Origin of the sequence: Pseudomonas sp. GD04019, assembly GCF_029837695.1 — a bacterium.
Taxonomy (GTDB): Bacteria; Pseudomonadota; Gammaproteobacteria; order Pseudomonadales; family Pseudomonadaceae; genus Aquipseudomonas.
The window spans coordinates 53005-79187 of sequence record NZ_JAOEEA010000010.1 but is presented as its reverse complement, the minus strand read 5'-3'; the positions used below and the strand labels follow the sequence as shown (position 1 = coordinate 79187).

The following is a 26183-nucleotide window of genomic DNA, read 5'->3' as shown; positions in this document are numbered from 1 at the left end:
CCCCATGACCATTCGCAAAGCCCTGGCGCTGCTGCTCTACATCCTGTTCCTGCTGGTGCCGATCTACTGGCTGCTGAACATGTCGTTCAAGAGCAACACCGAGATCCTCGGCGGCCTGACCCTGTGGCCGCAGGACTTCACCCTGGCCAACTACAAGGTGATCTTCACCGACCCGAGCTGGTACACCGGCTACCTCAACTCGCTGTACTACGTGTGTCTGAACACCCTCATCTCGCTGCTGGTGGCGCTGCCGGCGGCCTATGCGTTCTCGCGCTACCGCTTCCTCGGCGACAAGCACCTGTTCTTCTGGCTGCTGACCAACCGCATGGCGCCGCCGGCGGTGTTCCTCCTGCCGTTCTTCCAGCTGTACTCGTCCATCGGCCTGTTCGACACCCACATCGCCGTGGCGCTGGCCCACTGCCTGTTCAACGTGCCGCTGGCGGTGTGGATCCTCGAGGGCTTCATGTCGGGGGTGCCGAAGGAGATCGACGAGACGGCCTACATCGACGGCTACAGCTTCCCCAAGTTCTTCGTGAAGATCTTCATCCCGCTGATCGGCCCCGGCATCGGTGTCACGGCGTTCTTCTGCTTCATGTTCTCCTGGGTCGAGCTACTGCTGGCGCGCACCCTCACCTCGGTGAACGCCAAGCCGATCGTGGCGGTGATGACCCGCACCGTGTCGGCCTCCGGCATCGACTGGGGCGTGCTGGCGGCGGCGGGGGTGCTGACCATCCTGCCGGGCATGCTGGTGATCTGGTTCGTCCGTAACCACGTGGCCAAGGGCTTCGCCCTGGGCCGGGTCTGAGGAGAAACGACTATGGAATGGATGGCCTGGACTCCGGTCACGGCGGCCTTCTTCGGCGGCATCGCGCTGCTGCTGGTGGGCATGACGGTATGGGAAATCCGCTCGCCCTGCGTCGAGCGCAGAGGCTTTCTGCCGATCGTCAACACCCGTGGCGACCGGCTGTTCATCGGTTTGCTCGGCAGCGCCTACCTGCACCTGCTGGTAGTGGGCGTGACCGACTGGAGCACCTGGATAGCCTCGGCGCTGTCCGTCGTGTGGTTACTCGTGGTGATGCGTTGGGGCTGACCGGCTGCCTGGCTGGACGGTCGCTTTTCTATTCAAGCAAGGAGGAGTCTATGTTCGACAACAACTACAAGACCCGACATAGCATGGCGCTGGCAGCCCTGCTGACGTTGTCCGGATTGAGCGGCGCGGCCTGGGCGGATGCCTATGAAGAGGCGGCGAAGAAATGGATCGACAGCGAGTTCTCGCCGTCCACCCTGACCAAGGAGCAGCAGCTCGCCGAGCTGAAGTGGTTCATCAAGGCGGCCGAGCCGTTCCGCGGCATGGAGATCAATGTCGCCTCCGAGACCATCGCCACCCATGAATACGAGGCCAAGGTCCTGGCCAAGGCCTTCAGCGAGATCACCGGGATCAAGCTCACCCACGACCTGATGCAGGAAGGCGACGTGGTGGAGAAGCTGCAGACCCAGATGCAGTCCGGCAAGAACATCTATGACGGCTGGGTCAACGACTCGGACCTGATCGGCACCCACTTCCGTTATGGCAAGGCAGTGGCGATCAGCGACATGATCGCCAACGAGGGCAAGGACTTCACTTCGCCGACCCTCGACCTGAACGACTTCATCGGCATTTCCTTCACCACCGGGCCGGACAAGAAGCTCTACCAGCTGCCCGACCAGCAGTTCGCCAACCTCTACTGGTTCCGCGCCGACTGGTTCGAGAAGCCCGAGCTGAAGGCCAAGTTCAAGGAAATCTACGGCTACGAGCTGGGTGTGCCGGTCAACTGGTCGGCCTACGAGGACATCGCCCAGTTCTTCACCGAGCATGTCAAGGAAATCGACGGCAAGCGTGTCTATGGCCACATGGACTACGGCAAGAAGGACCCGTCGCTGGGCTGGCGCTTCACCGACGCCTGGTTCTCCATGGCCGGCGGCGGCGACAAGGGCCTGCCCAATGGCGTGCCGGTGGACGAGTGGGGCATCCGCGTCGAGGGCTGTCGCCCGGTGGGCTCCAGCGTCGCTCGCGGTGGCGACACCAACGGCCCGGCGGCGGTCTACGCCACCACCAAGTACGTCGACTGGATGCGCCAGTATGCGCCGCCGGAAGCCCAGGGCATGACCTTCTCCGAGGCCGGCCCGGTGCCTGCCCAGGGCAATATCGCCCAGCAGATCTTCTGGTACACCGCGTTCACTGCGGACATGACCAAGCCGGGGCTGGCCGTGGTCAACGAGGATGGCACGCCGAAGTGGCGCATGGCGCCGTCGCCCAAGGGCCCGTACTGGGAGGAGGGCATGAAGCTCGGCTACCAGGACGCAGGCTCCTGGACCTTCCTCAAGTCGACTCCGGAGAAACAGCGCCTGGCGGCTTGGCTGTACGCGCAATTCGTCACCGCCAAGACCGTTTCGCTGAAGAAGACCCTGGTCGGCCTGACGCCGATTCGCGAGTCGGACATCAACTCCCAGGCAATGACCGATGCCGCGCCCAAGCTCGGCGGTCTGGTCGAGTTCTACCGCAGTCCGGCCCGGGTGCAGTGGACCCCCACCGGCACCAACGTGCCGGACTACCCGCGCCTGGCTCAGCTGTGGTGGCAGTTCATCGCCGAGGCGGCGAGTGGCGACAAGACTCCACAGGAGGCTCTGGATGGTCTGGCGGCGGCCCAGGACAGCATGATGGCGCGCATCGAGCGTTCCGGCGTGCAGGGTGATTGCGGTCCGAAACTCAACGAAGAGAAGGACCCGCAATACTGGCTGGACCAGCCGGGCGCACCCAAGCCGAAGCTGGAGAACGAGAAGCCGAAAGGCGAGACCGTGAGCTACGACGAGCTGGTGAAGTCCTGGCAGAAAGCTCAGTAAGAACTGAGGTGGAAACGAAAACGGCGCCTTAGGGCGCCGTTTTTCATTGCCGGAACGGCTTACGCGTGCAGATGATCGGCAGCGTAGAGGGTGTTCTCCAGCAGGCAGGCGCGGGTCATCGGGCCGACACCGCCCGGTACCGGGGTGATCCAGCCGGCGCGCTCGGCGGCCACGTCGTACTCCACGTCGCCGACCAGCTTGCCGTCGTCCTGACGGTTGATGCCCACGTCGATGACGATGGCGCCCGGTTTGATCCAGTCACCCTTGACCAGGCCCGTCTTGCCGGCGGCTGCGACCACGATGTCAGCCTGGGCCACATGGCCTGCCAGATCCTTGGTGAAGCGGTGGGTAACGGTGACGGTGCAGCCGGCCAGCAGCAGTTCGAGGGCCATCGGGCGGCCGACGATGTTGGAGGCGCCCACGACCACGGCGTGTTGGCCGTGCAGGTCGACACCGGTGCTTTCCAGCAGGGTCATGATCCCTTTCGGCGTGCAGGAGCGCAGCAGCGGCATGCGCTGGGACAGGCGGCCGACGTTGAACGGGTGGAAGCCGTCGACGTCCTTGTCCGGGTTGATGCGTTCGAGCAGCTGCGAGGCGTCCAGATGGGCGGGCAGGGGCAGCTGTACCAGAATGCCGTCGATAGCGCTGTCGCGGTTGAGCTGATCGATCAGGCTCAGCAGCTCGCCCTGAGTGGTGGTGGCAGGCAGGTCATGGGCCACGGAAACGAAGCCGACTTCCTCGCAGTCCTTGCGCTTGTGCGACACATAGACCTGGGAGGCAGGGTCGCTGCCGACCAGGATCACGGCCAGGCCGGGGGCGCGAAGGCCCTGCTGGCGGCGCTCGGCGACGCGTTTGGCGATGTCCTTGCGGAGGTTGGCGGCGATGGTTTTGCCGTCGATCAGTTTTGCGGTCATGACGCTTGCTTAACCATAGGGGAGGGTGGAAAAAAGGTCGCGCATTCTCGCATGGGCGGCCGGTGGGGCAAAGGCACATGCGTCGTGCTTTCCTGTAACTCCTTTATCCAACAGGAATTTTTTCATTTTCGTGTTGACGCCCCCGGATCGCCTCTATAAGATTCGCCCCGCTTGTCGAGCACAGCCAGCCGCTGGGTAAGATGGCAACGACCGGAAGCGGTTGGAGCTGTAGCTTAGAAGTCTGTTCCGCAGATGATTAAGCGCCCGTAGCTCAGCTGGATAGAGCATCCGCCTTCTAAGCGGATGGTCGCAGGTTCGAGTCCTGCCGGGTGCGCCATTGGCGAATCAGGCACAAGCAACGCAATATGGTGGGCGTAGCTCAGTTGGTAGAGCACAGGATTGTGGCTCCTGGTGTCGTGGGTTCGATTCCCATCGTCCACCCCATATTCGAGAAAACGCCAGGCCAAAAGCCTGGCGTTTTCGTTTCAAGTGTTACCACGCGGACGTGGTGAAATTGGTAGACACACCAGATTTAGGTTCTGGCGCCGAAAGGTGTGAGAGTTCGAGTCTCTCCGTCCGCACCATCTTTTCTTTGTAATCCCTCCTTATATACCCCGCCGTTTCTTGCTCGTTTTGTGCAGGTGACTTCTGCTATTCGAGCCACTAGAATGCTTGCCTTTCGATTCTGGGGCCGGAACGCCGGCTTATGTCTGTGCAACGAGGAATATCCATGCAAGTTTCTGTTGAAAGCACCTCCGCTCTTGAGCGCCGCATGACCATCGGCGTGCCTGCCGAGCGCATCGAGACCGAAGTGACCAAGCGTCTGCAACAGACTGCCCGTCGTGCCAAGGTGGCTGGTTTCCGTCCCGGCAAAGTGCCGATGAACGTCATCCGTCAGCGCTATGAAGACAGCGCCCGCCAGGAAGCCCTGGGCGACCTGATCCAGGCCACCTTCTACGAAGCCATCGTCGAGCAGAAGCTGAATCCGGCTGGTGCTCCGTCCGTCGAGCCGAAGATCTTCGAGAAGGGCAAGGACCTCGAGTACGTCGCCACTTTCGAAGTGTTCCCGGAAATCAAGCTGGCTGGGTTCGATGGCATCGCCGTCGAGCGCCTCCAGGCTGACGTGACCGACGCCGACGTCGACAACATGCTGGAAATCCTGCGCAAGCAGAACACCCGCTTCGAAGCCGTCGAGCGTGCCGCCGAGAATGGCGACCAGCTGAACATCGACTTCGTTGGCAAGATCGACGGCGAAGCCTTCGCTGGCGGCAGCGCCAAGGGCACTCCGCTGGTGCTGGGCTCCGGCCGCATGATCCCGGGCTTCGAAGATGCCCTGGTCGGCGTCAAGGCTGGCGAAGAGCGCGTAATCAATCCGACCTTCCCGGCTGACTACCAGAACCTGGACCTGGCCGGTAAGACCGCCGAGTTCACCGTGACCGTCAACAGCGTTTCCGCTCCGCAGCTGCCGGAACTGAACGACGACTTCTTCGCCCTGTTCGGCGTCAAGGAAAGCGGCCTGGAAGGCTTCCGCGCCGAAGTGCGCAAGAACATGGACCGCGAACTGCGTCAGGCCATCAAGTCCAAGGTGAAGAACCAGGTCATGGAAGGCCTGCTGGCCGCCAACCCGGTCGAAGTGCCGAAATCCCTGATCGGCAACGAAGTGAACCGTCTGCGCGTGCAGGCCGTTCAGCAGTTCGGTGGCAACATCAAGCCTGACCAGCTGCCGGCCGAGCTGTTTGAAGAACAAGCCAAGCGCCGCGTGGTGCTGGGCCTGATCGTCGCCGAAGTGGTCAAGCAGGGCGAGCTGAAGGCCGACGAAGCCCGCGTTCGCGAGCTGATCGAGGAAATGGCCTCGGCTTATCAGGAGCCGCAGCAGGTTGTGGCCTGGTACTACAAGAACGACCAGCAGCTGAACGAAGTGCGTTCGGTTGTACTGGAAGAACAAGTTGTAGATACTGTCCTGCAGAAGGCCAGCGTGACCGATAAAGCGGTCTCCTACGAAGAAGCGGTCAAGCCGGCGGAAGCCCCGCAAGCAGCCTGATCCCTCGCCTCGTTCGAGCACAACCATAAGCCAGCCTTCGCGCTGGCTTATGCGTCTTTAGAGACATGACTATTAGGGAGAGATCGCTAGACATGTCGCACAACTCTTTCATGAACACCATGCCTGACATCCAAGCCGCCGGCGGCCTCGTGCCGATGGTGATCGAGCAGTCCGCCCGTGGCGAACGCGCCTATGACATCTACTCCCGCCTGCTTAAGGAGCGAGTGATCTTCATGGTCGGCCAGGTCGAGGACTACATGGCCAACCTGGTCGTGGCCCAGCTGCTGTTCCTCGAAGCCGAGAATCCGGACAAGGACATCCACCTGTACATCAACTCGCCGGGCGGTTCGGTGACTGCCGGCATGTCGATCTACGACACCATGCAGTTCATCAAGCCCGACGTGTCCACCATCTGCATCGGTCAGGCCTGCAGCATGGGCGCGCTGCTGCTGGCTGGCGGTGCCGCCGGCAAGCGTTACTGCCTACCGCACTCGCGCATGATGATTCACCAGCCGCTGGGTGGCTTCCAGGGCCAGGCTTCGGATATCGAGATTCACGCCCGTGAAATCCTCACTATCCGCGAACGCCTGAACAAAATCTTGGCCGACCACTGCAAGCAGCCGATCGACGTGATCGCCAAGGACACCGACCGCGACAACTTCATGAGCGGCGACGAAGCGGTCAAATATGGCCTTATCGATCAGGTTCTGAACAAGCGTCAGCTGGCTGTCTGATTCGGTGTTTCAGCGCAACGGCCGGGGTATCCGGCCGTCCTGCAGGGTTGAAAATGCCTGCAATTGCCTTCATCTTGTGTTTCATGCCTACCGTATTGGATCGATCGAATGACTGACACCCGCAACGGCGAGGACAACGGCAAGCTGCTCTACTGCTCCTTCTGCGGCAAAAGCCAGCACGAAGTGCGCAAGCTGATCGCCGGTCCCTCCGTCTTTATCTGCGACGAGTGCGTCGACCTGTGCAATGACATCATCCGCGAGGAGGTGCAGGAAGCCCAGGCCGAGAGCAGCGCGCACAAGTTGCCCGCGCCCAAGGAAATCAGCGGCATCCTCGATCAGTACGTGATCGGTCAGGAGCGCGCCAAGAAGGTGCTTTCCGTTGCCGTATACAACCATTACAAGCGTCTGAACCAGCGCGACAAGAAAGATGATGTCGAACTGGGCAAGAGCAACATCCTGCTGATCGGTCCGACCGGTTCGGGCAAGACTCTGCTGGCCGAGACGCTGGCTCGTCTGCTCAACGTGCCGTTCACCATTGCCGACGCTACCACCCTGACCGAAGCCGGTTACGTGGGTGAGGACGTCGAGAACATTATCCAGAAGCTGCTGCAGAAGTGCGATTACGATGTGGAAAAGGCCCAGATGGGCATTGTCTACATCGACGAAATCGACAAGATCTCGCGCAAGTCGGACAACCCGTCCATCACCCGTGACGTCTCGGGCGAGGGCGTGCAGCAGGCACTGCTGAAGCTGATCGAAGGTACCGTCGCTTCGGTTCCGCCCCAGGGTGGTCGCAAGCATCCGCAGCAGGAATTCCTGCAGGTCGATACGCGCAACATCCTGTTCATCTGCGGTGGTGCATTCGCCGGTCTGGAGAAGGTCATTCAGGCCCGCTCCACCAAGGGCGGCATCGGTTTCAACGCCGAAGTACGCAGCCCGGACCTGGGCAAGAAAGTCGGCGAGGCGCTGCGTGAGGTCGAGCCGGATGATCTGGTGAAGTTCGGTCTTATTCCGGAATTCGTCGGTCGCCTGCCGGTTATCGCTACTCTCGACGAACTCGACGAGGCTGCGCTGATGCAGATTCTCACCGAGCCGAAGAACGCACTGACCAAGCAGTACGCCAAGCTGTTCGAGATGGAGGGCGTGGACTTGGAGTTCCGTGCCGACGCGCTGAAGGCTGTGGCCCACCGTGCGCTGGAGCGCAAGACCGGTGCCCGTGGTCTGCGTTCGATTCTTGAAGGCGTGTTGCTCGACACCATGTACGAGATCCCCTCGCAGAGCGATGTCAGCAAGGTGGTGATCGACGAGAGCGTGATCGAAGGCAGTTCCAAGCCGCTGCTGATCTACGAGAATAGCGAGCCGCCGGCCAAGGCCGCGCCGGACGCCTGACGTCTGTAAACCGTTGAAACAAGGGGCCCTACGGGGCCCTTTGCTTTTCCGCCTTTCTCGCTTGTTTTTTCCCAGGGGCGGCCCCATCTTAGGGCCAAGGGTACTCCCGTCCGTTTACGGCCGAATGGCCGCCGTAGAGCTGAAATCATGAAGACAACCATCGAATTGCCTCTCCTGCCGCTGCGTGATGTCGTGGTCTATCCGCACATGGTCATCCCGCTGTTCGTCGGTCGCGAGAAGTCCATCGAGGCCCTGGAGGCCGCCATGGCCGGCGACAAGCAGATCCTCCTGCTGGCGCAGCGCAACCCGGCAGACGATGATCCAGGCGAAGAGGCGCTGTATCGCATGGGCACCGTGGCCACCGTGCTGCAGCTGCTCAAGTTGCCGGATGGTACGGTCAAGGTGCTGGTCGAGGGTGAGCAGCGCGGCTGCGTGCAGAAGTTCATCGAGGTGGATGGCCATTGCCGCGCCGAGGTGCAGTTGCTCGACGAGAGCGAAGCAGCCGAGCGCGAGTCGGAAGTCTTTACCCGCAGCCTGCTCAGCCAGTTCGAACAGTACGTGCAGCTGGGCAAGAAGGTGCCGGCCGAGGTGCTGTCATCGCTGAACAGCATCGATGATCCGGCGCGCCTGGTCGATACCATGGCCGCGCACATGGTGCTGAAGATCGAGCAGAAGCAGGAAATCCTCGAGATCACCAGCCTGGCCGAGCGCGTCGAGCACGTGTTGGCGTTGCTGGATGCCGAGATCGACCTGCTCCAGGTCGAGAAGCGCATCCGTGGCCGGGTCAAGAAACAGATGGAGCGCAGCCAGCGTGAGTACTACCTGAATGAGCAGATGAAGGCCATTCAGAAGGAGCTGGGCGACATCGACGAAGGCCACAACGAGATCGACGAGCTGAAGAAGCGCATCGATAACGCCGGCCTTACCAAAGAGGCGCTGACCAAGGCCAATGCCGAGCTGAACAAGCTCAAGCAGATGTCGCCGATGTCGGCGGAAGCCACCGTGGTGCGCTCCTACATCGACTGGCTGACCAACGTGCCGTGGAAGGCCGAGAGCAAGGTGCGCCTCGATCTGACCAAGGCCGAGGATATCCTCGAAGCCGATCACTTCGGTCTGGAGGAGGTGAAGGAGCGCATCCTTGAGTATCTCGCCGTGCAGAAGCGGGTGAAGAAGCTCAAGGGGCCGGTGCTCTGCCTGGTCGGTCCGCCCGGCGTGGGCAAGACCTCGCTGGCCGAGTCCATTGCGCGTGCCACCAATCGTAAGTTCGTGCGCATGGCCCTGGGTGGCGTGCGTGACGAAGCCGAGATCCGCGGCCACCGCCGTACCTACATCGGCTCCATGCCTGGTCGTCTGATCCAGAAGCTGACCAAGGTCGGCGTGCGCAACCCGCTATTCCTGCTCGACGAGATCGACAAGATGGGCAGCGACATGCGTGGCGATCCCGCCTCGGCGCTGCTCGAGGTGCTGGATCCGGAGCAGAACCACAGCTTCAACGACCATTACCTGGAGGTCGATTACGACCTCTCGGACGTGATGTTCATCTGCACCGCCAACTCCATGAATATTCCCGGTCCGCTGCTGGACCGCATGGAAGTCATCCGTCTGCCGGGTTACACCGAGGACGAGAAGGTCAATATCGCCATCAAGTACCTGACACCCAAGCAGGTGCTGGCCAACGGCCTGAAGAAGGGCGAGCTGGAGTTCGAGGATGCCGCGATTCGCGACATCATTCGCTACTACACTCGCGAGGCGGGCGTGCGTAGCCTGGAGCGGCAGATTTCCAAGGTCTGCCGCAAGGCGGTCAAGGAGCACGCCAAGGAGAAACGCATCAAGGTCTTGGTGACGTCGGACTCGCTGGAGCACTTCCTCGGCGTGCGCCGCTATCGCCACGGCCTGGCCGAGCAGCAGGACCAGATCGGCCAGGTCACGGGCCTGGCCTGGACCCAGGTCGGTGGTGAATTGCTGACCATCGAAACTGCCGTGGTGCCGGGCAAGGGCCAGCTGATCAAGACCGGCTCGCTGGGTGACGTGATGGCCGAGTCCATGACCGCTGCGCTGACCGTGGTGCGCAGCCGGGCCAAGAGCCTGGGCATTCCCCTGGATTTCCATGAGAAGCGCGACGTGCATATCCACATGCCGGAGGGTGCCACGCCCAAGGACGGTCCCAGTGCCGGTATCGGTCTGTGCACGGCCTTGGTTTCGGCCTTGACGCAGATTCCCGTGCGCGCCGATGTGGCCATGACTGGGGAGATCACCCTGCGTGGTCAGGTACTGGCCATTGGCGGTCTCAAGGAGAAATTACTGGCTGCCCATCGGGGTGGAATCAAGACTGTGATCATTCCGGAAGAGAATGTTCGCGATCTCAAGGAAATTCCCGAAAATATTAAGCAAGACCTGACCATTAAGCCGGTTAAATGGATTGACGAGGTCCTGCAAATTGCGCTGCAATACGCCCCGGAGCCCTTGCCCGATGCGGCTCCCGAGATGGTTGCAAAGGATGATACGCGCGAGACTGATTCCAAGGAGCGAATCAGCACGCATTAGGCCGAAGGCTTCCTTGACACTATTTTCGAGCCCTTGTTATAAAGCGGCTCCTATGTGTCGGCAGGCCCTTCAGCACCCGCTTTGCTTACACCAAACAACTAAGAAACAACTCAACAGAAATAAGGGGACTTAAGAGTGAACAAGTCGGAACTGATTGATGCCATCGCCGCATCCGCTGATATCCCGAAAGCTGTTGCTGGCCGCGCGCTGGACGCAGTGATCGAATCCGTCACTGGCGCTCTGAAGGCTGGTGATTCCGTGGTGCTGGTTGGCTTCGGTACTTTCGCTGTCAAAGAACGCGCTGCCCGTACCGGCCGCAACCCGCAGACTGGCAAGCCGATCAAGATCGCCGCTGCCAAGATCCCTGGCTTCAAAGCTGGTAAAGCTCTGAAAGACGCCGTCAACTAAGCGTCTCTCTGGGCTTTGCCCCGCCGTACCGGGTCAGCCCGGTTCGGTGCGGAGCGGAATCCCATCCGCTCCATCAGTTATGAGAAGGCGCATCCTCGGATGCGCCTTTCTTTTATCCGGATTCAATACCCGCGCTGCATTCGCTGTTCGTTCAGTGCAGCCGTTTCGGGGGAAGCATGCTGCAGAACATCAGGGACAATTCCCAGGGCTGGATCGCCAAGACCATCGTCGGTCTGATCGTCATGTTGATGGCGTTCACCGGCTTCGAGGCCATCCTCCAGTCCACCAGCAACAGCCGCAATGCCGCCGAGGTCAATGGCGAAGAGATCAGCCTGGACAGCCTCAACGCGGCGGTGGAAATGCAGCGTCGCCAGCTGATCCAGCAATTCGGCAAGGATTTCGACGCCTCGCTGCTGGACGACAACCTGCTGCGCAAGGCTGCCCTCGATAATCTGATCGACCGCACCCTGCTGCTGCAAGGCGCCAAGGAAGCCGGCATGGGCTTCTCCGAGACCTCGCTGGATCAGTTGATCCTGCAGACCCCGGCCTTCCAGGTCGAGGGCAAGTTCGATTCGGCACGCTTCGACCAGATCCTGCAGCAGCAGGGCATGAGTCGCATGCAGTTCCGCGAGCGCCTGCGCCAGGACGTGCTGGTCAGCCAGCTGCAGGCCACTCTGGCCGCCAGCAACTTCGTCACCGACGCCGAGCTGCAGGCCTTCGTGCGTCTGGACAAGCAGACCCGCGACTTCGCCACCCGGACCATCGCCGCCGATGCCAAGGCCGTCGAGCTGAAGGATGAAGAGATCAAGGCTTACTACGACGAGCACGCCGATCAGTTCATGAGCACCGAGCAGGTCGTGGTCGAGTATGTCGAGCTGAAGAAGGAGCGCTTCTTCGCCGAGGCCAAGGCCAGCGACGAAGAACTGCAGGAGCTCTACAAGAAAGAAATCGCCAACCTGGCCGAGCAGCGTCGTGGCGCGCACATCTTGCTGGAAGTGAACGACAAGCTGAGCGACGAGCAGGCCAAGGCCAAGCTCGACGAAGTGACCGCACGCCTGAAGCAGGGCGAGGACTTCGCCAAGCTGGCCAAGGAAGTCTCCCAAGACCCGGGCTCCGCCAGCAACGGTGGCGATCTGGGCTTCGCCGGTCCGGGCGTGTACGACCCCGAGTTCGAGAAGGCGCTGTACGCGCTGAAGAAGGACGAAGTATCCGCGCCCGTGCGCAGCGCATTCGGCTGGCATCTGGTCAAGCTGCTGGACGTGCAGGCGCCTGAGGTGCCGAGCTTCGCCAGCCTCAAGGACAAGCTGGAGCGCGACGTCAAGGCGCAGCAGGTCGAGCAGCGCTTCGTCGAGGTGGCCAAGGAACTGGAAGAGGCTAGCTACGAGGCGTCCGATCTGTCGCAGCCGGCCGAAGAGCTGCAGCTGCAGGTGCAGACCAGCGGTGCCTTCGGTCGTGAGGGTGGCGAGGGTATCGCCGCCAACCGGCAGGTGGTGCAGGCTGCCTTCAGCCCGGAAGTGTTGGAAGACGGGCGCAGCAGTAGCGCCATCGAGTTGGATCCGGACACCGTGGTCGTGGTGCGCGTGAAGGAACACAAGAAGCCGGCGCAGCTGCCGCTGGAGGAAGTCACCGCCGGTATTCGTGACACCCTGGCGCGCAAGAAGGCCGGTGAAGCGGCCAAGGCTAACGGCGAGGCGCTGATGGCCGATCTGCGCAAGGGCGACGCTGGCAAGGACTGGAAAGTGGTGCAGGCCGCTACCCGCAGCCAGGAAGGCGTCGAGCCGGTTGTGCTGCAGGCGCTGTTCCGCATGGCCAAGCCGGGTGAAGACGGCAAGCCGACCTATGCCGGTGTCAGCCTGAGCAATGGTGACTACGTGGTGCTGCGTCTCGACGGCGTTGGCCAGGCCAAGGCCGAGCTGAGCGAGGAAGAAAAGGTCAGCTACCGTCGCTTCCTGGCCTCGCGTACCGGCCAGCAGGACTTCGCCGCCTATCGCCAGCAGTTGCAGGCAGAGGCCGATATCGAGCGCTTCTGAGTTACAGGATCTCCCGCCCTCGTGGTGGGAGACGCCCAAGAAAAAAGGCCGCTGAAAAAGCGGCCTTTTTCGTTTCCGGCTATCGCATCAGTCTTCGATGGCGCCCATCGCGGTGGTGTTGAAGCCGCCGTCGACATAGAGGATTTCGCCACTGATGCCCGAGGCCAGGTCGGAGCAGAGGAAGGCGCCAGCATTGCCGACTTCCTCGATGGTCACGTTGCGGCGCAGCGGGGTCTGCTTCTCGTTGGCGGCGAGCATCTTGCGGAAGCTCTTGATACCGCTGGCGGCCAGGGTGCGGATCGGGCCGGCGGAGATGGCGTTGACGCGAGTGCCTTCCGGGCCAAGGCTGCCGGCCAGGTAACGTACGCCGGCCTCCAGGCTGGCCTTGGCCATGCCCATCACGTTGTAGTTGGGCATGGTGCGCTCGGCGCCCAGGTAGGAGAGGGTGAGGATGCTGCCGTTGCGGCCCTGCATCAGCTCGCGACCGGCCTTGGCCAGGGCCACCAGGCTGTAGGCGCTGATGTCATGGGCGATCTTGAAGCCTTCGCGGGTGGTGACGGCGGTGAAGTCACCATCCAACTGGTCGCCAGGGGCGAAGCCGACGGAGTGAACGATGCAGTCCAGGCCATCCCACTTTTTGCTCAGTTCCTCGAAGACCTTGGCGATCTCCTCGTCATTGGCCACGTCGCAGGGGAAGCACAGCTCGGGGTTGGAGCCCCAGCCAGCGGCGAACTCTTCGACGCGGCCCTTGAGCTTGTCGTTCTGGTAGGTGAAGGCGAGCTCGGCGCCCTCGCGGTGCATGGCGGCGGCGATGCCCGAGGCGATCGACAGTTTGCTGGCCACGCCAACGATCAGTACGCGCTTACCGGCGAGAAAACCCATGTGCGTCATTCCTCTTTCAGTTAGTCGGCGGTTGCAGGAGCCATGAACGCGGCCTCCAGCAACTGCTGGGTATAAGGGTGCTGTGGCGCGGCGAATACCTGCTCGGCCGGCCCCTGTTCAACCACCTTGCCCTGTTTCACCACCATCAGCTGGTGGCTCAGGGCCCTGACCACCGCCAGGTCGTGGCTGATGAACAGGTACGTCAGGTTGTACTTGGCCTGCAACGAGCGCAGCAGTTCCACCACCTGGCGCTGTACCGTGCGGTCGAGCGCCGAAGTGGGCTCGTCCAGCAGTATCAGCGCCGGTTTCAGCACCAGTGCCCGGGCAATGGCAATCCGCTGCCGTTGCCCGCCGGAAAACTCATGGGGATAGCGGAACCGGGTCTCCGGATCCAGCCCTACCTCCTTGAGCGCGTCGATGACGGCCTGTTCCTGCTCCTCTTCGCTGCCGATACCGTGGATACGCAGGCCCTCGCCGACGATCTGGCTCACGCACATGCGTGGGCTGAGACTGCCGAAGGGGTCCTGGAAGACCACCTGCATCTGCCGCCGCAGCGGCCTTACGGCCTGTTGCGACAACCCATCCAGCGCCTGGCCCTGGAAGCGGATGGCGCCCTGGCTGCTCAGCAGCCGCAGGATCGCCATGCCGAGGGTGGACTTGCCGGAACCGCTCTCGCCGACTATGCCCAGGGTCTGGCCCTGCAGCAGGCTGAAATCGATACCGTCCACCGCCTTCACATGGTCCACCGTGCGCCGCAGCAACCCTTTCTTGATCGGGAACCACACGCGCAGGTCGTCCACTTCCAGCAGCGGCGCGCCGGCGGGGTTGGCCGCAGGCATGCCGCTGGGCTCGGCGCCGAGCAGTTCCCGGGTATAGGGATGCTGCGGAGCGCGGAACAATTCGTCACACGACGCCTGTTCGACGATGCAACCGCGCTGCATGACACATACACGATGGGCAATTCGCCGCACCAGGTTGAGATCGTGGGTGATCAGCAGCATGGCCATGCCCAGGCGCGCCTGCAGATCCTTGAGCAGGTCGAGGATCTTCAGCTGCACGGTGACGTCCAGCGCGGTGGTCGGCTCGTCGGCGATCAGCAGCTCCGGCTCGTTGGCCAGGGCCATGGCGATCATCACCCGCTGACGCTGGCCGCCGGACAATTCGTGCGGATAGGCCTTGAGGCGCTTGGCCGGCTCGGGGATGCCGACCAGCTCCAGCAGCTCGATGATCCGCGCCTGGGCGGCGTCGCCGGTCAGGCCCTTGTGCCAGGCCAGCACCTCGCCGATCTGCTTGCCGATGCTGTGCAGCGGGTTGAGCGAGGTCATCGGCTCCTGGAACACCATGGCGATGCGGTTGCCGCGAATGCCGCGCAGCTTGTCCGGGGCCAGCTTGAGCAGGTCCTGGCCGCCGTACTGGATGCTGCCGGCCGGGTGGCGGGCCAGCGGGTAGGGCAGCAGGCGCAGGATCGAATGGGCGGTGACCGACTTGCCCGAGCCACTCTCGCCGACCAGGGCCAGGGTCTCGCCCTTGCGGATGTCGAAGCTGATGCTTTCGATCACCCGCACGGCCTGGTTGCCGGTGACGAACTCGACGGCCAGGTCGCGCACTTCGATGAGGTTGTTCGAATCGGTCATCTCATTTCCTCGGGTCGAAGGCATCGCGGGCGGCTTCGCCGATGAACACCAGCAGGCTGAGCATCACGGCCAGCACGGCGAAGGCGCTGATGCCCAGCCAGGGCGCCTGCAGGTTGGCCTTGCCCTGGGCCACCAGCTCGCCCAGCGAGGGCTCACCGGCCGGAAGGCCGAAGCCGAGGAAGTCCAGCGAGGTCAGGGTGCCGATGGCGCCCGTGAGAATGAAGGGCATATAGGTCATGGTCGAGACCATGGCGTTGGGCAGGATGTGGTGGAACATGATGCCGCCGTTGCCCATGCCCAACGCGCGGGCCGCACGCACGTATTCCAGGTTGCGGCCGCGGAGGAATTCGGCGCGTACCACGTCGACCAGGCTCATCCAGGAGAACAGCAGCATGATGCCCAGCAGCCACCAGAAGTTGGGCTGGACGAAGCTGGCCAGGATGATCAGCAGGTAGAGCACCGGCAGGCCGGACCAGACTTCCAGGAAGCGCTGGCCGGCCAGGTCGACCCAGCCGCCGTAGTAGCCCTGCAGGGCGCCGGCGAATACGCCGATCACCGAGCTGGCCAGGGTCAGCGCCAGGGCGAACAGCACCGATACGCGGAAGCCGTAGATCACCCGGGCCAGTACATCGCGGCCCTGATCGTCGGTGCCCAGCCAGTTCTGCGCCGAGGGCGGCGCGGGCGCCGGCACCTGCAGTTCGTAGTTGATGCTGGAGTAGCTGAAGGGGATCGGCGGCCAGAGCATCCAGCCATCCTTCGCCGTGATCAGCTCCTGGATGTAGGGGCTCTTGTAGTTGGCCTGCAGCGGGAACTCGCCGCCGAAGGTGGTCTCCGGGTAGCGCTTGACCACCGGGAAGTACCATTCGCCGTCGTAGCGCACTGCCAGCGGTTTGTCGTTGGCGATCAGCTCGGCGCCCAGGCTGAGCACGAACAGGATGAGGAACAGCCACAGCGACCACCAGCCACGCTTGTGCGACTTGAACAGGGCGAGGCGGCGTTGATTGAGGGGGGAGAGCGCCATGCTTAGTTCTCCCGGCTTTCGAAGTCGATGCGTGGGTCGATCAGGGTGTACATCAGGTCGCTCACCAGCTTGGCCACCAGGCCGAACAGGGAAAAGATGAACAGGGTGCCGAACACTACCGGATAGTCACGGTTGACGATGGATTCGAAGCCCAGCAGTCCGAGGCCGTCGAGGGAGAAGATCACCTCGATCAGCATGGAGCCGGCGAAGAAGATGCCCAGCACCGCCGCCGGGAAGCCGGCCACCACGATCAGCATGGCGTTTCGGAATACGTGACCGTAGAGCACGCGGCTGTCGGTCAGGCCCTTGGCGCGGGCGGTGGTCACGTACTGCTTGCCGATCTCGTCGAGGAAGCTGTTCTTGGTCAACAGGGTGAGGGTGGCGAAGTTGCCGATCACCAGGGCCGTCACTGGCAGGGCCAGGTGCCAGAAGTAGTCGAGGATCTTGCCGCCCAGGCTGAGTTCGTCGAAGTTGCCCGAGGTCAGCCCACGCAAGGGGAACCAGTCCCAGTAGCTGCCACCGGCGAACAGCACGATCAGGAGGATGGCGAAGAGGAAGGCGGGGATGGCGTAGCCGATGATGATCGCCGAGCTGGTCCAGATATCGAAGGCGCTGCCGTGACGGGTGGCCTTGGCTATCCCTAAGGGTATGGAGATCAGGTAGGTGATCAGCGTGCCCCACAGCCCCAGGGAGATGGAGACCGGCATCTTCTCCAGGATCAGCTCGATCACCGTGGCATCGCGGAAGAAGCTCTCGCCGAAGTTCAACTGGGCGTAATTGCTGATCATCAGCCAGAAGCGTTCGGGGGCGGACTTGTCGAAGCCGTACATCTTCTCGATCTCGGCCACCAGCTCCGGGTCCAGGCCCTGGCCGCCGCGATAGTTGGAGCCGGCCACGGCGACTTCGCCGCCGCCGCCGGAAACCCGTGCGGTGGCACCGCCGGAGGCAGCATCGAAGCCTTCCAGCTTGGCGATCATCTGCTCCACCGGGCCGCCGGGAGCGGCCTGGACGATGATGAAGTTGATCAGCAGGATACCGAGCAGGGTGGGGATGATCAGCAGCAGGCGGCGAAGGATATAGGCCAGCATTACTGGGCTTCCTGCTCGACGGCGGGTTTGGGCTGGGCGACGTGCAGCGGTTTCTCTTCCCACCAGCTCATCAGGCCGTAGTCATACAGCGGGACGACCTTGGGGCGGCCGAAGCGCTGCCAGTAGGCCACGCGCCAGGTGTCCACGTAGTAGTTGGGTACCACGTAATGCCCCCAGAGCAGGGCGCGGTCCAGGGCGCGGGCATGAGTGATCAGTGATTCGCGCGAGTCGGAGCGGATCAGTCCCTCCACCAGTTGGTCGATGGCCGGATCACGCAGGCCCATCAGGTTGCGACTGCCGGGGTTGTCGGCGCTGGCGGAGTGCCAGAACTCGCGCTGCTCGTTGCCGGGGGAGCTGGACTGCGGCCAGATCGCCGAGGTCATGTCGAAGTCGCGCGAGCGCAGGCGGTTGATGTACTGCGAGGTATCGACCCGACGGATCTGCAGGTCGATGCCCAACTCGGCCAGGTTGCGCTTGAAGGGCAGGATCACCCGCTCCAGGTTGGGCTGGAAGTTGAGGAACTCGAAAACCAACTGCTTGCCGTCCGGGCCGATCATCTTGTCGTTCTCGATGCGGTAGCCCGCCTCGGTGAGCAGTTGGAAGGCGCGGCGGCTCTGCTCGCGGATGATGCCGCTGCCATCGCTGACCGGCGGCTTGAACTCCTGGGTGAAGACCTCCGGTGGCAGCTTGTCGCGCAGCGGCTCCAGCAGCTTCAGCTCGGCCTCGGAAGGCAGGCCGGTGGCGGCCATCTCGGAATTTTCGAAGTAGCTGTGCGTGCGCTTGTAGGCGCCGTAGAACAGCTGCTTGCTGGCCCATTCGAAGTCGAACAGCTGGGCGATCGCCTCGCGCACCCGGCGGTCCTGGAACATGGGCCGGCGCAGATTGAACACATAGCCCTGCATGCCGGCCGGGTTATGGTTGGGGATGGCCTGCATAGTGAACTTGCCGTCGCGCAAGGCCGGGCAGTCGTAGCCGGTGTTCCAGTCCTTGGCCGAGTACTCCAGGTTGACGTCGAACTGGCCGGCCTTGAAGGCCTCCAGCGCCACCTGGGTGTCACGGTAGTAGTCGACTTGGATAGTATCGAAGTTGTATAGGCCGCGGCTCACCGGCAGATCCTTGGCCCACCAGTCCTTGACCCGCTCGAAGCGCACCGAGCTGCCCGGCGAGACCTTGCCTATCTGATAGGGGCCGCTACCCAGCGGCGGCTCCAGGCCGCCCTTGCCAAAGTCGCGGGTGGCCCACCAGTGCTTGGGCAGCACCTGGATCTGGCCGAGGATCAACGGCAGCTCGCGGTTGTCCTTGTGCTTGAAGTCGAAGCGTACCTTCAGCTTGTCCTCGGCTACCACCTGCGCCACGTCGGCGTAATAGTGGCGGTACATGGGATCGCCCTTCTCCAGCAGGATGTTGAAGGTAAAGATCACGTCGTCCGCGGTTACCGGGGTGCCGTCGTGGAAGCGGGCCTTGGGGTTGAGGATGAAGCGTACGTAGCTGTTGTCCGGCGCCTTGTCGATCTTCTCGGCGAGCAGGCCGTATTCGGTGAAGGGTTCGTCAGGCGAGTGGTAGGTCAGGCTGTCATAGATCAGGCCGATGCCCGCCGCGTTGCCTTTGGGGATAAAGGGATTGAAGCTGTCGAAGCCGCCTGTACCCGGTTGACGCAGGATGCCGCCCTTGGGCGCATCCGGATTGACGTAGTCGAAGTGCTTGAAGTCCGCCGGGTACTTGGGGGGCTCGTCGTAGAGGGTGATGGCGTGTCGCGGTTCGGCCTGGGCCGCGCCGGCCAGCATCAGCAGGGCGGCGCCGAGGGTGCGCAGGGTAGGGCTCATCGAACGGTCTCCGTGGGCTTCAGCCACCAGGCCCGCAGCCCCAGGGTGTAGGGCGGGGTGGTGACGAAGGCGAACCGGTTACGGTACGCCAGGCGATGGTGATTGATGTACCAGTTGGGAATGCTGTAGTGCTGCCAGAGCAGAACCCGGTCCAGGGCCTTGGTGGCGGCCACCTGCTCCTCGCGGGTCTGCGCGGCGAGCAGTTTGTCGAGCAGGGCGTCGACCACCGGGTGGCGCACGCCTGCGTAGTTCTTGCCGCCTTTCACGCCGGCCTGGCTGGAGTGGAAGTACAGCCATTGTTCCAGGCCGGGACTGAGGCTCTGCGGCAGGGTCATGAGGATCATGTCGTAGTCGAACTGGTCGAGGCGCTGTTTGTACTGGGCACGGTCCACGGTGCGCAGGTCGGCCTGAATGCCGATGCTGGCAAGGTTCTCGGTGTAGGGCTGGAGAATGCGTTCCAGGTTGGGGTTGACCAGCAGGATCTCGAAGCGCAAGCGCTCGCCCTTGGCGTTGACCAGATGCTGGCCGGAAGGTTTCCAGCCGGCTTCGGCGAGCAGACCCAGCGCCTTGCGCAGGGTCTCGCGAGGAATGCCGCGGCCATCGGTGGCGGACAGGGCGAACGATTGGGTGAACAGCTTGGCCTGCAGCTGCTTGCGATAGGGCGACAGTAGCAGCCATTCCTGGCCTTCCGGCTTGCCGCTGGCGGCGAACTCGCTGTTGGGGTAGTAGCTCGGGCTGCGCTTGTAGGCGCTGTTGAACAGGGCGCGGTTGGTCCACTCGAAGTCGAACATCAGGCCCAGGGCCTCACGCACCTTGCGCGCGGCGAAGATGTCGCGGCGACTGTTCATGAACAGCGCCTGGGTCTGGGTGGGAATCTGGTGCGGGATCTCGGCGCGGATCACCTCGCCACGGGCGATGGCGGGGAAGCGGTAGGCGTTGGCCCAGTTCTTCGCCTGGTGCTCGATGTAGAAGTCGAACTCGCCGGCCTTGAACGCCTCGAAGGCCACGCTGCTGTCGCGGTAGAACTCTACCTCGACCCGGTCGAAGTTGTACTTGCCGCGGTTGACCGCCAGTTTCTCGCCCCACCAGTCCTTGACCCGCTCGAACACCAGGCGCCGCCCTGGCTCCACCCGGGTGATGCGGTAGGGGCCGCTGCCCATTGGCACATCGAAACTGGTGGCCTTGAAGTCGCGTTTCTTCCAGTAGTGCTGGGCCATTACCGGCAGCTCGCCCAGGCGCAGGATCAGCAGCGGGTTGCCGGCGCGCTTGAACACGAAGCGGATGCGGTGGCGGTTGAGGATGTCGACCCGCTGCACTTCCTGCAGCGTGGTGCGGTACTGCGGGTGCCCGTCCTTGACCAGGGTGCGGTAGGTGAAGGCGACGTCGAAGGCAGTGATCGGCTGGCCGTCATGGAAGCGGGCTTCCTTGCGCAGGTTGAACACCACCCAGCTGCGGTCCTCGCTGTACTCGACACTCTTGGCGATCAGCCCGTAGCTGGAGGCTGGCTCGTCGCCCGAGGGGTCGTAGGGACCGGTGCCGACCATCAGCGGTTCGTTGAACTCGCTGACCCCGTACTGCAGGAAGTTGGGCGCCGCCGACGGGCTACTGCCCTTGAAACTATAAGGGTTGAGGGTGTCGAACGTGCCATAGGCCATGACCCGCAGCGTGCCGCCCTTGGGCGCGTCGGGGTTGACCCAGTCGAAGTGGGTGAAGCTGGCGGGGTACTTGAGCATGCCGAACTGGGCGTAACCATGGCTTTCGCTGAGGGTTGCGAAGGCGGGAAAGCTCATGGCCAGGCCGAGAATCAGCGAGAGCAAGGGTCGCATCGGGCGGGGGTCCGGTCCATGGGGCTTTCTGACCATGGGTTCAGGAACGAGTTGAAACCCGCGCCTGGCCATCGTTTGTTTGTCTGCTGGGTACAGTAACAGCTTGTATCCGCTGGAAAAAGAGTGCCTTTTTCAGGGCGTGTGCCATCAATTTGATTACACTGAAACAAATTGCAAAGAGGTCGCTGCCTTGGCGGAACGCAGTATCGGGTTACAGGCATGGATAGACCGTTTGAATCAGGCCGAATTGCCTGCTCTCGCCGCCGTGGTGCAGGACCTGCATCGCCTGTCGCAGGCCGACAAGGCCTCGGTACAGCAGCTGGCCGACGTGCTGCTGCGTGACGCCTCGCTCACCTCCAAGGTGCTGCGGGTCGGTAACAGCGTCTACTACAACCCCTCACAGGAAAGCATCCGCACCATCTCGCGAGCCATCGTGCTGATCGGTTTCGACAACGTGCGCCTGATCGGCATGTCGGTCAGCCTGATCGACAGCCTGCTCACCCGGGTGCCGCGCGAGCAGTTACAGATGCTTCTGGCGCGTTCGTTCCACGCCGCCGTGCAGGCGCGCAACATCGCCGGCTACGTGCTGACCAAGAATCAGGAAGAGGTGTTCATCGCCGCGCTGCTGCACACGGTCGGCGAGCTGGCCTTCTGGGCCTGTGGCGGCGAGCAGGCTGACGAGTTGGCCGACGCCCTGGAGCAGCCCGGAGTTGAGCTGGACGACGCGGCGCGCCAGGTGCTCGGGATCACTTTCCGCCAGCTCACCCAGGGCCTGGTGAAGAGTTGGAACCTGGGCGAACTGGCGACCTTCGCCCATGGCAGCGGCAACCAGCACGACCCGGCGGTGCGCGCCATCAGCCTCGGTGTGAAGATCAGCGAGGCGGCGCTGGAAGGCTGGGACTCGCCGGAGATGGAGAAGCTGGTGGAGCAACTGGCGGAGTTCACCGGCGTCAGCGCCGAAGATGCGCTCACGCAGGTGCTGGAGAGCGCCCAGGAAGCGGTCGAGGTGGCGGCCACCTTCGGCGCCAGCCAGTTGTGCAAGTTGATTCCCAACACCGATCCGGAGCAGATCAAACTGCAGCAGCAGGAGCGCAAGGCGCGTCTGTTGCAGCCGAACCTGCTGGTGATGCAGCAGGCGTTGCAGGACCTGGGCATGATGGTCAACCAGAAGGCCGACGTCGGCCTGATCCTCGACACCCTGCTCAAGGGCCTGCACCAGGGCGCGGGGCTGGAGCGGGCGATGCTGGCGGTGCTGGCCGACGGGCAGACCGCCTTCCGCGCCAAGCGTGCGGTGGGCGAGGGTACCGAGCAGTGGCTGACGAACTTCCAGCTGCCGGCCAAGCAGGCCGAGCAGCCGCATATCTTCAGCTACGCGCTGCGCAACCGCGAGGCCCTGTGGATGGGGGTGCCGGCCAGCTACAACCTGGCCGAGCTGGTGACCCTGCCAATGCGTCAGATGCTCGGCCAGGGCATGTTCTTCATCGCCCCGCTGCTGGCCGGCACCCGCGAGATCGGGGTGCTGTATGCCGACAGCCGGCTTTCCGGGCGAGCGCTCAAGCACGAGCAGTTCGTCGCCTTCCAGCGCTTCACTCAGCTTACCGGGCGCTGCCTGGAGGTGTTGAGCAAGCGCTGACGAAAAGGCCGCCCTGGGGCGGCCTTTTCATGCGGTGGGACTTCTGTCAGTCGAGGTACAGGGTCAGGGTCTGCCCCGGCTTCAGCGCGCGGCTGTTGCTGCGCGGATTCCAGCTCTGCAAATGCTTGACGTTGACCTTGAAGCGCTGGGCGATCAGATACATCGAGTCGCCATTCTTGACCCGGTAGTAGGTCACGTTCTGCCGGGCATCGTTGTTCTTCGCCGCGGCCACCGAGTTGCCGGTGCCGCCGCTGCCGCCACGGATATCCAGCACCTGGCCCAGGCTCAGCTTGCTGCGGGCATTCAGGCCGTTCCAGCGCTGCAGGTCCTTGAGCGAAACGCCGTGGGCATTGGCGATCTGCCAGAGGTTGTCGCCGCTCTTCACCTTATAGCGCTGCGGCTGGCTGGCCGGTGCCTTGGCCACCTGCTGCAGGCCCTCGACCGGCTCGCGGCCGCCGCCCTGGGCAGGAATGTTGAGGACCTGGCCGACGCGCAGGCTGTTGCTGCGCAGTTGGTTGACGTCCTTCAGGGTGTTCACCGTCAGGTGGTAGCGGTTGGCGATGCTGTGCAGGTTGTCGCCCGAGCGCACCCGGTACTCCTGCCAGCGCACCACTTCCTGCGGCTTCATCAGGGCCAGGTTGGCGTTGAACAGCTCGGCCTTGGCGATCGGCACCAGCAGGTGCTGCGGGCCGTCCATGGTGATGCCCTTCTTGAAGGCGGGGTTGAGGCTCTCCAGCTCGTCCTCTTCCATGTCGACCATGGCCGCCACCCGCGCCAGGTCCAGGCCCGGCTTGCTCGCCACCTGCTCGAAGTACGGCTCGTTGGCGATCGGGTTGAGGCGCACGCCGTAGGCCTCGGGCGACAGCACGATCTGCGACAGGGCCAGTAGCTTCGGCACGTAGTTCTGGGTCTCCTGGGGCAGCGGCAGGTTCCAGTAGTCGGTGGGCAGGCCAAGCTTCTGGTTGCGCTCGATGGCGCGGCTCACCGTGCCTTCGCCGGCGTTGTAGGCGGCCAGGGCCAGCAGCCAGTCGCCGTTGAACATGTCGTGCAGGCGGGTCAGGTAGCTCAGCGCGGCATTGGTCGAGGCGGTGATGTCGCGGCGGCCGTCGTACCAGTTGGTCTGGCGCAGGTTGAAGTGGCGACCGGTGGACGGAATGAACTGCCAGATGCCGACGGCATGGCTGCGCGAGTAGGCGAGGGGGTTATAGGCGCTTTCGATCACCGGCAGCAGGGCCAGCTCCATCGGCATGTTGCGCTCTTCCAGACGCTCGACCACGTAGTGGATATACAGGCTGCCGCGCTCGCTGGCGTTTTCCAGGAAGGAGGGGTTGCTGACGAACCACAGGCGCTGGTTCTCGATGCGCGGGTTGATGCCAATCTCGTCCTGCAGCTTGAAACCGTCGCGCATGCGCTCCCAGATATCCGTGGGCGCTTGCGGTTCAGCGGGCTCGTTGAGCCATTCCGGCTCCTGCTGCAGGGCCACGGCTCGGTCGGTGTCGCTGCCATCGTCGTCGCTCGGCGCCATGTTCTGGCAACCCGCCAGACCCAGGCACAGCAGCACCGCCAGAGCCTTCGCTCGCCGGGTCAGCACTGCTGGATCAAGGGTTCCGAAAGGTAATAAGAACATCGGTCGGTAGCATCTGCCGGCGCAAAAAAGTGGGGGGATTCTAGGAATGCCCCTAGGGGTGGTCAAGTTTTCACCAGCCCTCCGGTCAGTTGTCAGGCCGCCTTGAACTGGTCTTTCCAACTGCGCAGGCAAGCAAACACCTCGTCCGCCGTACGCTGCTGGGCGCCGTTCCGCTCGTCGATTTTTTCTTTAATGGATGTTTCGTCGCAGCGCAGGAAGGGGTTGGTCGCCTTCTCCAGGGCGATGTTGGAGGGCAGGCTGATGCGTCCATTGGCACGCCAGGCGCTGACTTCGGCGAAGCGCGCGGCTACCGCCGGATTGTGCGGCTCCACTGCGCGGGCGAAGTGCAGGTTGCTCAGGGTGTATTCGTGGGTGCAGTACACGGCGGTGGCGTCCGGCAGGGCGGCCAGGCGTTGCAGGGAGGCGTTCATCTGTTGCGGCGTGCCCTCGAACAGACGGCCACAACCGGCGGCGAACAGGGTGTCGCCGCAGAACAGCCAGCCTTCCTCGGCCTGGTAGTAGGCGATATGGCCGAGGGTGTGGCCGGGCACCGCATATATAAGGAAGTTGCGCCCGAGCACTTCGACCTGCGCGCCATCGTCCAGCGCCAGGTCGCGGGCCGGGATGTTCTCCTGCGCCGGGCCGCTGACCCGGGCGCCGGTCGCATCCTTCAGCTTGACCACGCCGCCGACATGGTCCGGGTGGTGATGGGTGACGAGGATATCGGTGAGCTGCCAGTCCGGGTGCGCGGCCAGCCAGTTCAGCACGGGTTGCGCATCGCCTGGGTCGACCACGGCGCAACGGCGGGTGGCGTTGTCCTGCAGCAGCCAGATGTAGTTGTCGCTGAAGGCGGGCAGGGCGTCGATCTGAAACATGTGCGGGGTCGCCATTTTGAGAGCAATGGCGCATCTTAATCGGCAACGTCCCGCTTGTGTCATGGAGGTCCCGATGAGCGAACCACCCTTCGCCCAGGCCGATGCCGACTGGCTGCAACTGACCGCCGCCGCCCGCGAGTGGCTGGCTTCACCGCTGGGCGAGCTGCTGCTGAGCGAAGAGCGCCAGGCGCTGGATGAGGAACTGGCGCGCTACTTCGGTGGCTACCTGGTGCATTACGGCCCGGCCGCGGCCGAGCCGCCCAAGGCGCCGCAGATTCGCTGCAATGTGCGCCTGGGCGCACCGCTGGCCGGCGTGCATATTGCTTGCGAGGAGCAGGCCTGGCCGCTGGGCGAACACGCCGCCGATGTGGTGGTGTTGCAGCACGGCCTGGACTTCAGCCTGTCGCCCCATGGGCTGCTGCGCGAGGCGGCGCGCAGCGTGCGTCCGGGCGGCTATCTGCTGGTTACCGGGGTCAATCCCTGGAGCACCTGGGGCCTGCGTCATTACTTCGCTCGCGATGGCTTTCGCCAGGCCCGCTGCATCTCGCCCAGCCGCCTGGCGGACTGGCTCAGCCTGCTGGGATTCGCGCTGGAGAAACGCCGCTTCGGGTGCTATCGTCCGCCGCTTTCCGCGCCGGCCTGGCAGGCGCGCCTGGCTGGACTGGAACGCTGGGGCGGTCGTCTGCAGGCGCCTGGTGCCGGCTTCTATCTGCTGGTGGCGCGCAAGCTGGTAGTCGGCCTGCGCCCATTGCGGCCGGTACAGCGGGCCAGCATGGGCAAGCTGCTGCCGATGCCGGTGGCCAAGGTCAGCCGGCGCGATTCGGATAACTAGAG

Annotated in this window: 20 protein-coding genes and 3 tRNA genes; 14 read left to right on the top strand and 9 right to left on the bottom strand. The window is 63.4% G+C overall.

Going from position 1 to position 26183, the window contains the following annotated elements:
- The first annotated feature begins 4 nt into the window (after nt 1-4).
- The 3 genes from N7607_RS16570 to N7607_RS16560 are packed head-to-tail and all read left to right on the top strand — an operon-like array spanning nt 5 to nt 2880.
- Nucleotides 5-805, top strand: a complete 801-nt coding sequence (locus tag N7607_RS16570) for a carbohydrate ABC transporter permease (RefSeq protein ID WP_137972663.1) — start codon at nt 5-7, stop codon at nt 803-805.
- 12 nt (nt 806-817) lie between these two features.
- Nucleotides 818-1090 (top strand): DUF2160 domain-containing protein, encoded by a 273-nt coding sequence (locus N7607_RS16565; protein WP_279866009.1) that lies wholly within the window; start codon nt 818-820, stop codon nt 1088-1090.
- Between the two features lie 50 nt (nt 1091-1140).
- Nucleotides 1141-2880 carry an ABC transporter substrate-binding protein gene (locus N7607_RS16560; protein ID WP_279866008.1) on the top strand — a complete coding sequence of 580 codons (1740 nt, stop codon included), beginning with the start codon at nt 1141-1143 and terminating at the stop codon, nt 2878-2880.
- Between the two features lie 59 nt (nt 2881-2939).
- Here the strand turns inward: N7607_RS16560 and folD are convergent, their stop codons facing one another.
- The gene (gene folD, locus N7607_RS16555; protein WP_279866007.1) at nt 2940-3794 is read right to left on the bottom strand and encodes a bifunctional methylenetetrahydrofolate dehydrogenase/methenyltetrahydrofolate cyclohydrolase FolD; all 855 of its coding nucleotides are present in this window, start codon (nt 3792-3794) and stop codon (nt 2940-2942) included.
- A 260-nt stretch (nt 3795-4054) separates the two neighbouring features.
- On the opposite strand from folD, the gene N7607_RS16550 reads away from it, so the two are divergent.
- The 9 genes from N7607_RS16550 (at nt 4055) to N7607_RS16510 (ending at nt 12940) form a co-directional block, all read left to right on the top strand.
- Nucleotides 4055-4131: transfer RNA gene (locus tag N7607_RS16550), tRNA-Arg, on the top strand.
- A gap of 31 nt (nt 4132-4162) precedes the next feature.
- Nucleotides 4163-4238 (top strand) — tRNA-His (locus tag N7607_RS16545).
- A 55-nt stretch (nt 4239-4293) separates the two neighbouring features.
- Nucleotides 4294-4378: transfer RNA gene (locus N7607_RS16540), tRNA-Leu, on the top strand.
- A 146-nt stretch (nt 4379-4524) separates the two neighbouring features.
- On the top strand, nt 4525-5835 hold the full coding sequence (tig, locus tag N7607_RS16535; protein ID WP_279866006.1) for a trigger factor: 1311 nt from the start codon (nt 4525-4527) through the stop codon (nt 5833-5835).
- 92 nt (nt 5836-5927) lie between these two features.
- Nucleotides 5928-6569: an ATP-dependent Clp endopeptidase proteolytic subunit ClpP gene (gene clpP, locus N7607_RS16530; protein WP_137972667.1), complete on the top strand. Its 642-nt coding sequence runs from the start codon at nt 5928-5930 to the stop codon at nt 6567-6569.
- Between the two features lie 108 nt (nt 6570-6677).
- Nucleotides 6678-7958, top strand: coding sequence for an ATP-dependent Clp protease ATP-binding subunit ClpX (gene clpX, locus N7607_RS16525; RefSeq protein ID WP_043306865.1), 1281 nt, complete (start codon nt 6678-6680; stop codon nt 7956-7958).
- Nucleotides 7959-8105: 147 nt separating this feature from the next.
- Nucleotides 8106-10502: an endopeptidase La gene (lon, locus tag N7607_RS16520; RefSeq protein ID WP_279866005.1), complete on the top strand. Its 2397-nt coding sequence runs from the start codon at nt 8106-8108 to the stop codon at nt 10500-10502.
- 135 nt (nt 10503-10637) lie between these two features.
- Nucleotides 10638-10910 (top strand): nucleoid-associated protein HU-beta, encoded by a 273-nt coding sequence (gene hupB, locus N7607_RS16515; RefSeq protein ID WP_003087931.1) that lies wholly within the window; start codon nt 10638-10640, stop codon nt 10908-10910.
- A gap of 176 nt (nt 10911-11086) precedes the next feature.
- Entirely contained in the window at nt 11087-12940 is a 1854-nt protein-coding gene (locus N7607_RS16510; protein ID WP_279866004.1) for a SurA N-terminal domain-containing protein, read from the top strand.
- 87 nt (nt 12941-13027) lie between these two features.
- Here the strand turns inward: N7607_RS16510 and fabI are convergent, their stop codons facing one another.
- From fabI to N7607_RS16480, 6 genes are read right to left on the bottom strand one after another with little or no spacing between them, the layout of a single operon-like run.
- A complete protein-coding gene (gene fabI, locus N7607_RS16505) occupies nt 13028-13822 on the bottom strand; it encodes an enoyl-ACP reductase FabI (protein ID WP_279866003.1) in 795 nt (264 codons plus the stop codon).
- 20 nt (nt 13823-13842) lie between these two features.
- A complete protein-coding gene (locus N7607_RS16500) occupies nt 13843-15456 on the bottom strand; it encodes an ABC transporter ATP-binding protein (RefSeq protein ID WP_279866002.1) in 1614 nt (537 codons plus the stop codon).
- Nucleotide 15457: 1 nt separating this feature from the next.
- Nucleotides 15458-16477 carry an ABC transporter permease gene (locus N7607_RS16495; RefSeq protein ID WP_279866000.1) on the bottom strand — a complete coding sequence of 340 codons (1020 nt, stop codon included), beginning with the start codon at nt 16475-16477 and terminating at the stop codon, nt 15458-15460.
- 2 nt (nt 16478-16479) lie between these two features.
- Nucleotides 16480-17565 (bottom strand): microcin C ABC transporter permease YejB, encoded by a 1086-nt coding sequence (locus N7607_RS16490; RefSeq protein ID WP_279865999.1) that lies wholly within the window; start codon nt 17563-17565, stop codon nt 16480-16482.
- Entirely contained in the window at nt 17565-19349 is a 1785-nt protein-coding gene (locus tag N7607_RS16485) for an extracellular solute-binding protein (RefSeq protein ID WP_279866126.1), read from the bottom strand. Before N7607_RS16485 ends, N7607_RS16490 begins: the two co-directional genes overlap by 1 nt.
- Nucleotides 19350-19384: 35 nt before the next feature.
- Complete coding sequence (locus N7607_RS16480; RefSeq protein ID WP_279865998.1) at nt 19385-21214, bottom strand: extracellular solute-binding protein; 1830 nt, start codon at nt 21212-21214, stop codon at nt 19385-19387.
- A gap of 190 nt (nt 21215-21404) precedes the next feature.
- On the opposite strand from N7607_RS16480, the gene N7607_RS16475 reads away from it, so the two are divergent.
- Nucleotides 21405-22847, top strand: coding sequence for an HDOD domain-containing protein (locus N7607_RS16475; protein WP_279865997.1), 1443 nt, complete (start codon nt 21405-21407; stop codon nt 22845-22847).
- Nucleotides 22848-22893: 46 nt separating this feature from the next.
- On the opposite strand, the gene N7607_RS16470 is transcribed toward N7607_RS16475, so the two are convergent.
- On the bottom strand, nt 22894-24474 hold the full coding sequence (locus N7607_RS16470) for a LysM peptidoglycan-binding domain-containing protein (protein WP_279865996.1): 1581 nt from the start codon (nt 24472-24474) through the stop codon (nt 22894-22896).
- Nucleotides 24475-24566: 92 nt separating this feature from the next.
- Complete coding sequence (gene gloB / locus N7607_RS16465; protein WP_279865995.1) at nt 24567-25349, bottom strand: hydroxyacylglutathione hydrolase; 783 nt, start codon at nt 25347-25349, stop codon at nt 24567-24569.
- Between the two features lie 73 nt (nt 25350-25422).
- On the opposite strand from gloB, the gene N7607_RS16460 reads away from it, so the two are divergent.
- The gene (locus N7607_RS16460) at nt 25423-26181 is read left to right on the top strand and encodes a methyltransferase domain-containing protein (protein WP_279865994.1); all 759 of its coding nucleotides are present in this window, start codon (nt 25423-25425) and stop codon (nt 26179-26181) included.
- The last annotated feature ends 2 nt before the right edge of the window (nt 26182-26183 follow it).

Coding starts and splice junctions, on each gene's coding strand:
- N7607_RS16570 (WP_137972663.1), top strand. CDS start 5: ATGACCATTCGCAAAGCCCTGGCGCTGCTGCTCTACATCCTGTTCCTG.
- N7607_RS16565 (WP_279866009.1), top strand. CDS start 818: ATGGAATGGATGGCCTGGACTCCGGTCACGGCGGCCTTCTTCGGCGGC.
- N7607_RS16560 (WP_279866008.1), top strand. CDS start 1,141: ATGTTCGACAACAACTACAAGACCCGACATAGCATGGCGCTGGCAGCC.
- folD (WP_279866007.1), bottom strand. CDS start 3,794: ATGACCGCAAAACTGATCGACGGCAAAACCATCGCCGCCAACCTCCGC.
- tig (WP_279866006.1), top strand. CDS start 4,525: ATGCAAGTTTCTGTTGAAAGCACCTCCGCTCTTGAGCGCCGCATGACC.
- clpP (WP_137972667.1), top strand. CDS start 5,928: ATGTCGCACAACTCTTTCATGAACACCATGCCTGACATCCAAGCCGCC.
- clpX (WP_043306865.1), top strand. CDS start 6,678: ATGACTGACACCCGCAACGGCGAGGACAACGGCAAGCTGCTCTACTGC.
- lon (WP_279866005.1), top strand. CDS start 8,106: ATGAAGACAACCATCGAATTGCCTCTCCTGCCGCTGCGTGATGTCGTG.
- N7607_RS16510 (WP_279866004.1), top strand. CDS start 11,087: ATGCTGCAGAACATCAGGGACAATTCCCAGGGCTGGATCGCCAAGACC.
- fabI (WP_279866003.1), bottom strand. CDS start 13,822: ATGGGTTTTCTCGCCGGTAAGCGCGTACTGATCGTTGGCGTGGCCAGC.
- N7607_RS16500 (WP_279866002.1), bottom strand. CDS start 15,456: ATGACCGATTCGAACAACCTCATCGAAGTGCGCGACCTGGCCGTCGAG.
- N7607_RS16495 (WP_279866000.1), bottom strand. CDS start 16,477: ATGGCGCTCTCCCCCCTCAATCAACGCCGCCTCGCCCTGTTCAAGTCG.
- N7607_RS16490 (WP_279865999.1), bottom strand. CDS start 17,565: ATGCTGGCCTATATCCTTCGCCGCCTGCTGCTGATCATCCCCACCCTG.
- N7607_RS16485 (WP_279866126.1), bottom strand. CDS start 19,349: ATGCTGGCCGGCGCGGCCCAGGCCGAACCGCGACACGCCATCACCCTC.
- N7607_RS16480 (WP_279865998.1), bottom strand. CDS start 21,214: ATGCGACCCTTGCTCTCGCTGATTCTCGGCCTGGCCATGAGCTTTCCC.
- N7607_RS16470 (WP_279865996.1), bottom strand. CDS start 24,474: ATGTTCTTATTACCTTTCGGAACCCTTGATCCAGCAGTGCTGACCCGG.
- gloB (WP_279865995.1), bottom strand. CDS start 25,349: ATGTTTCAGATCGACGCCCTGCCCGCCTTCAGCGACAACTACATCTGG.
- N7607_RS16460 (WP_279865994.1), top strand. CDS start 25,423: ATGAGCGAACCACCCTTCGCCCAGGCCGATGCCGACTGGCTGCAACTG.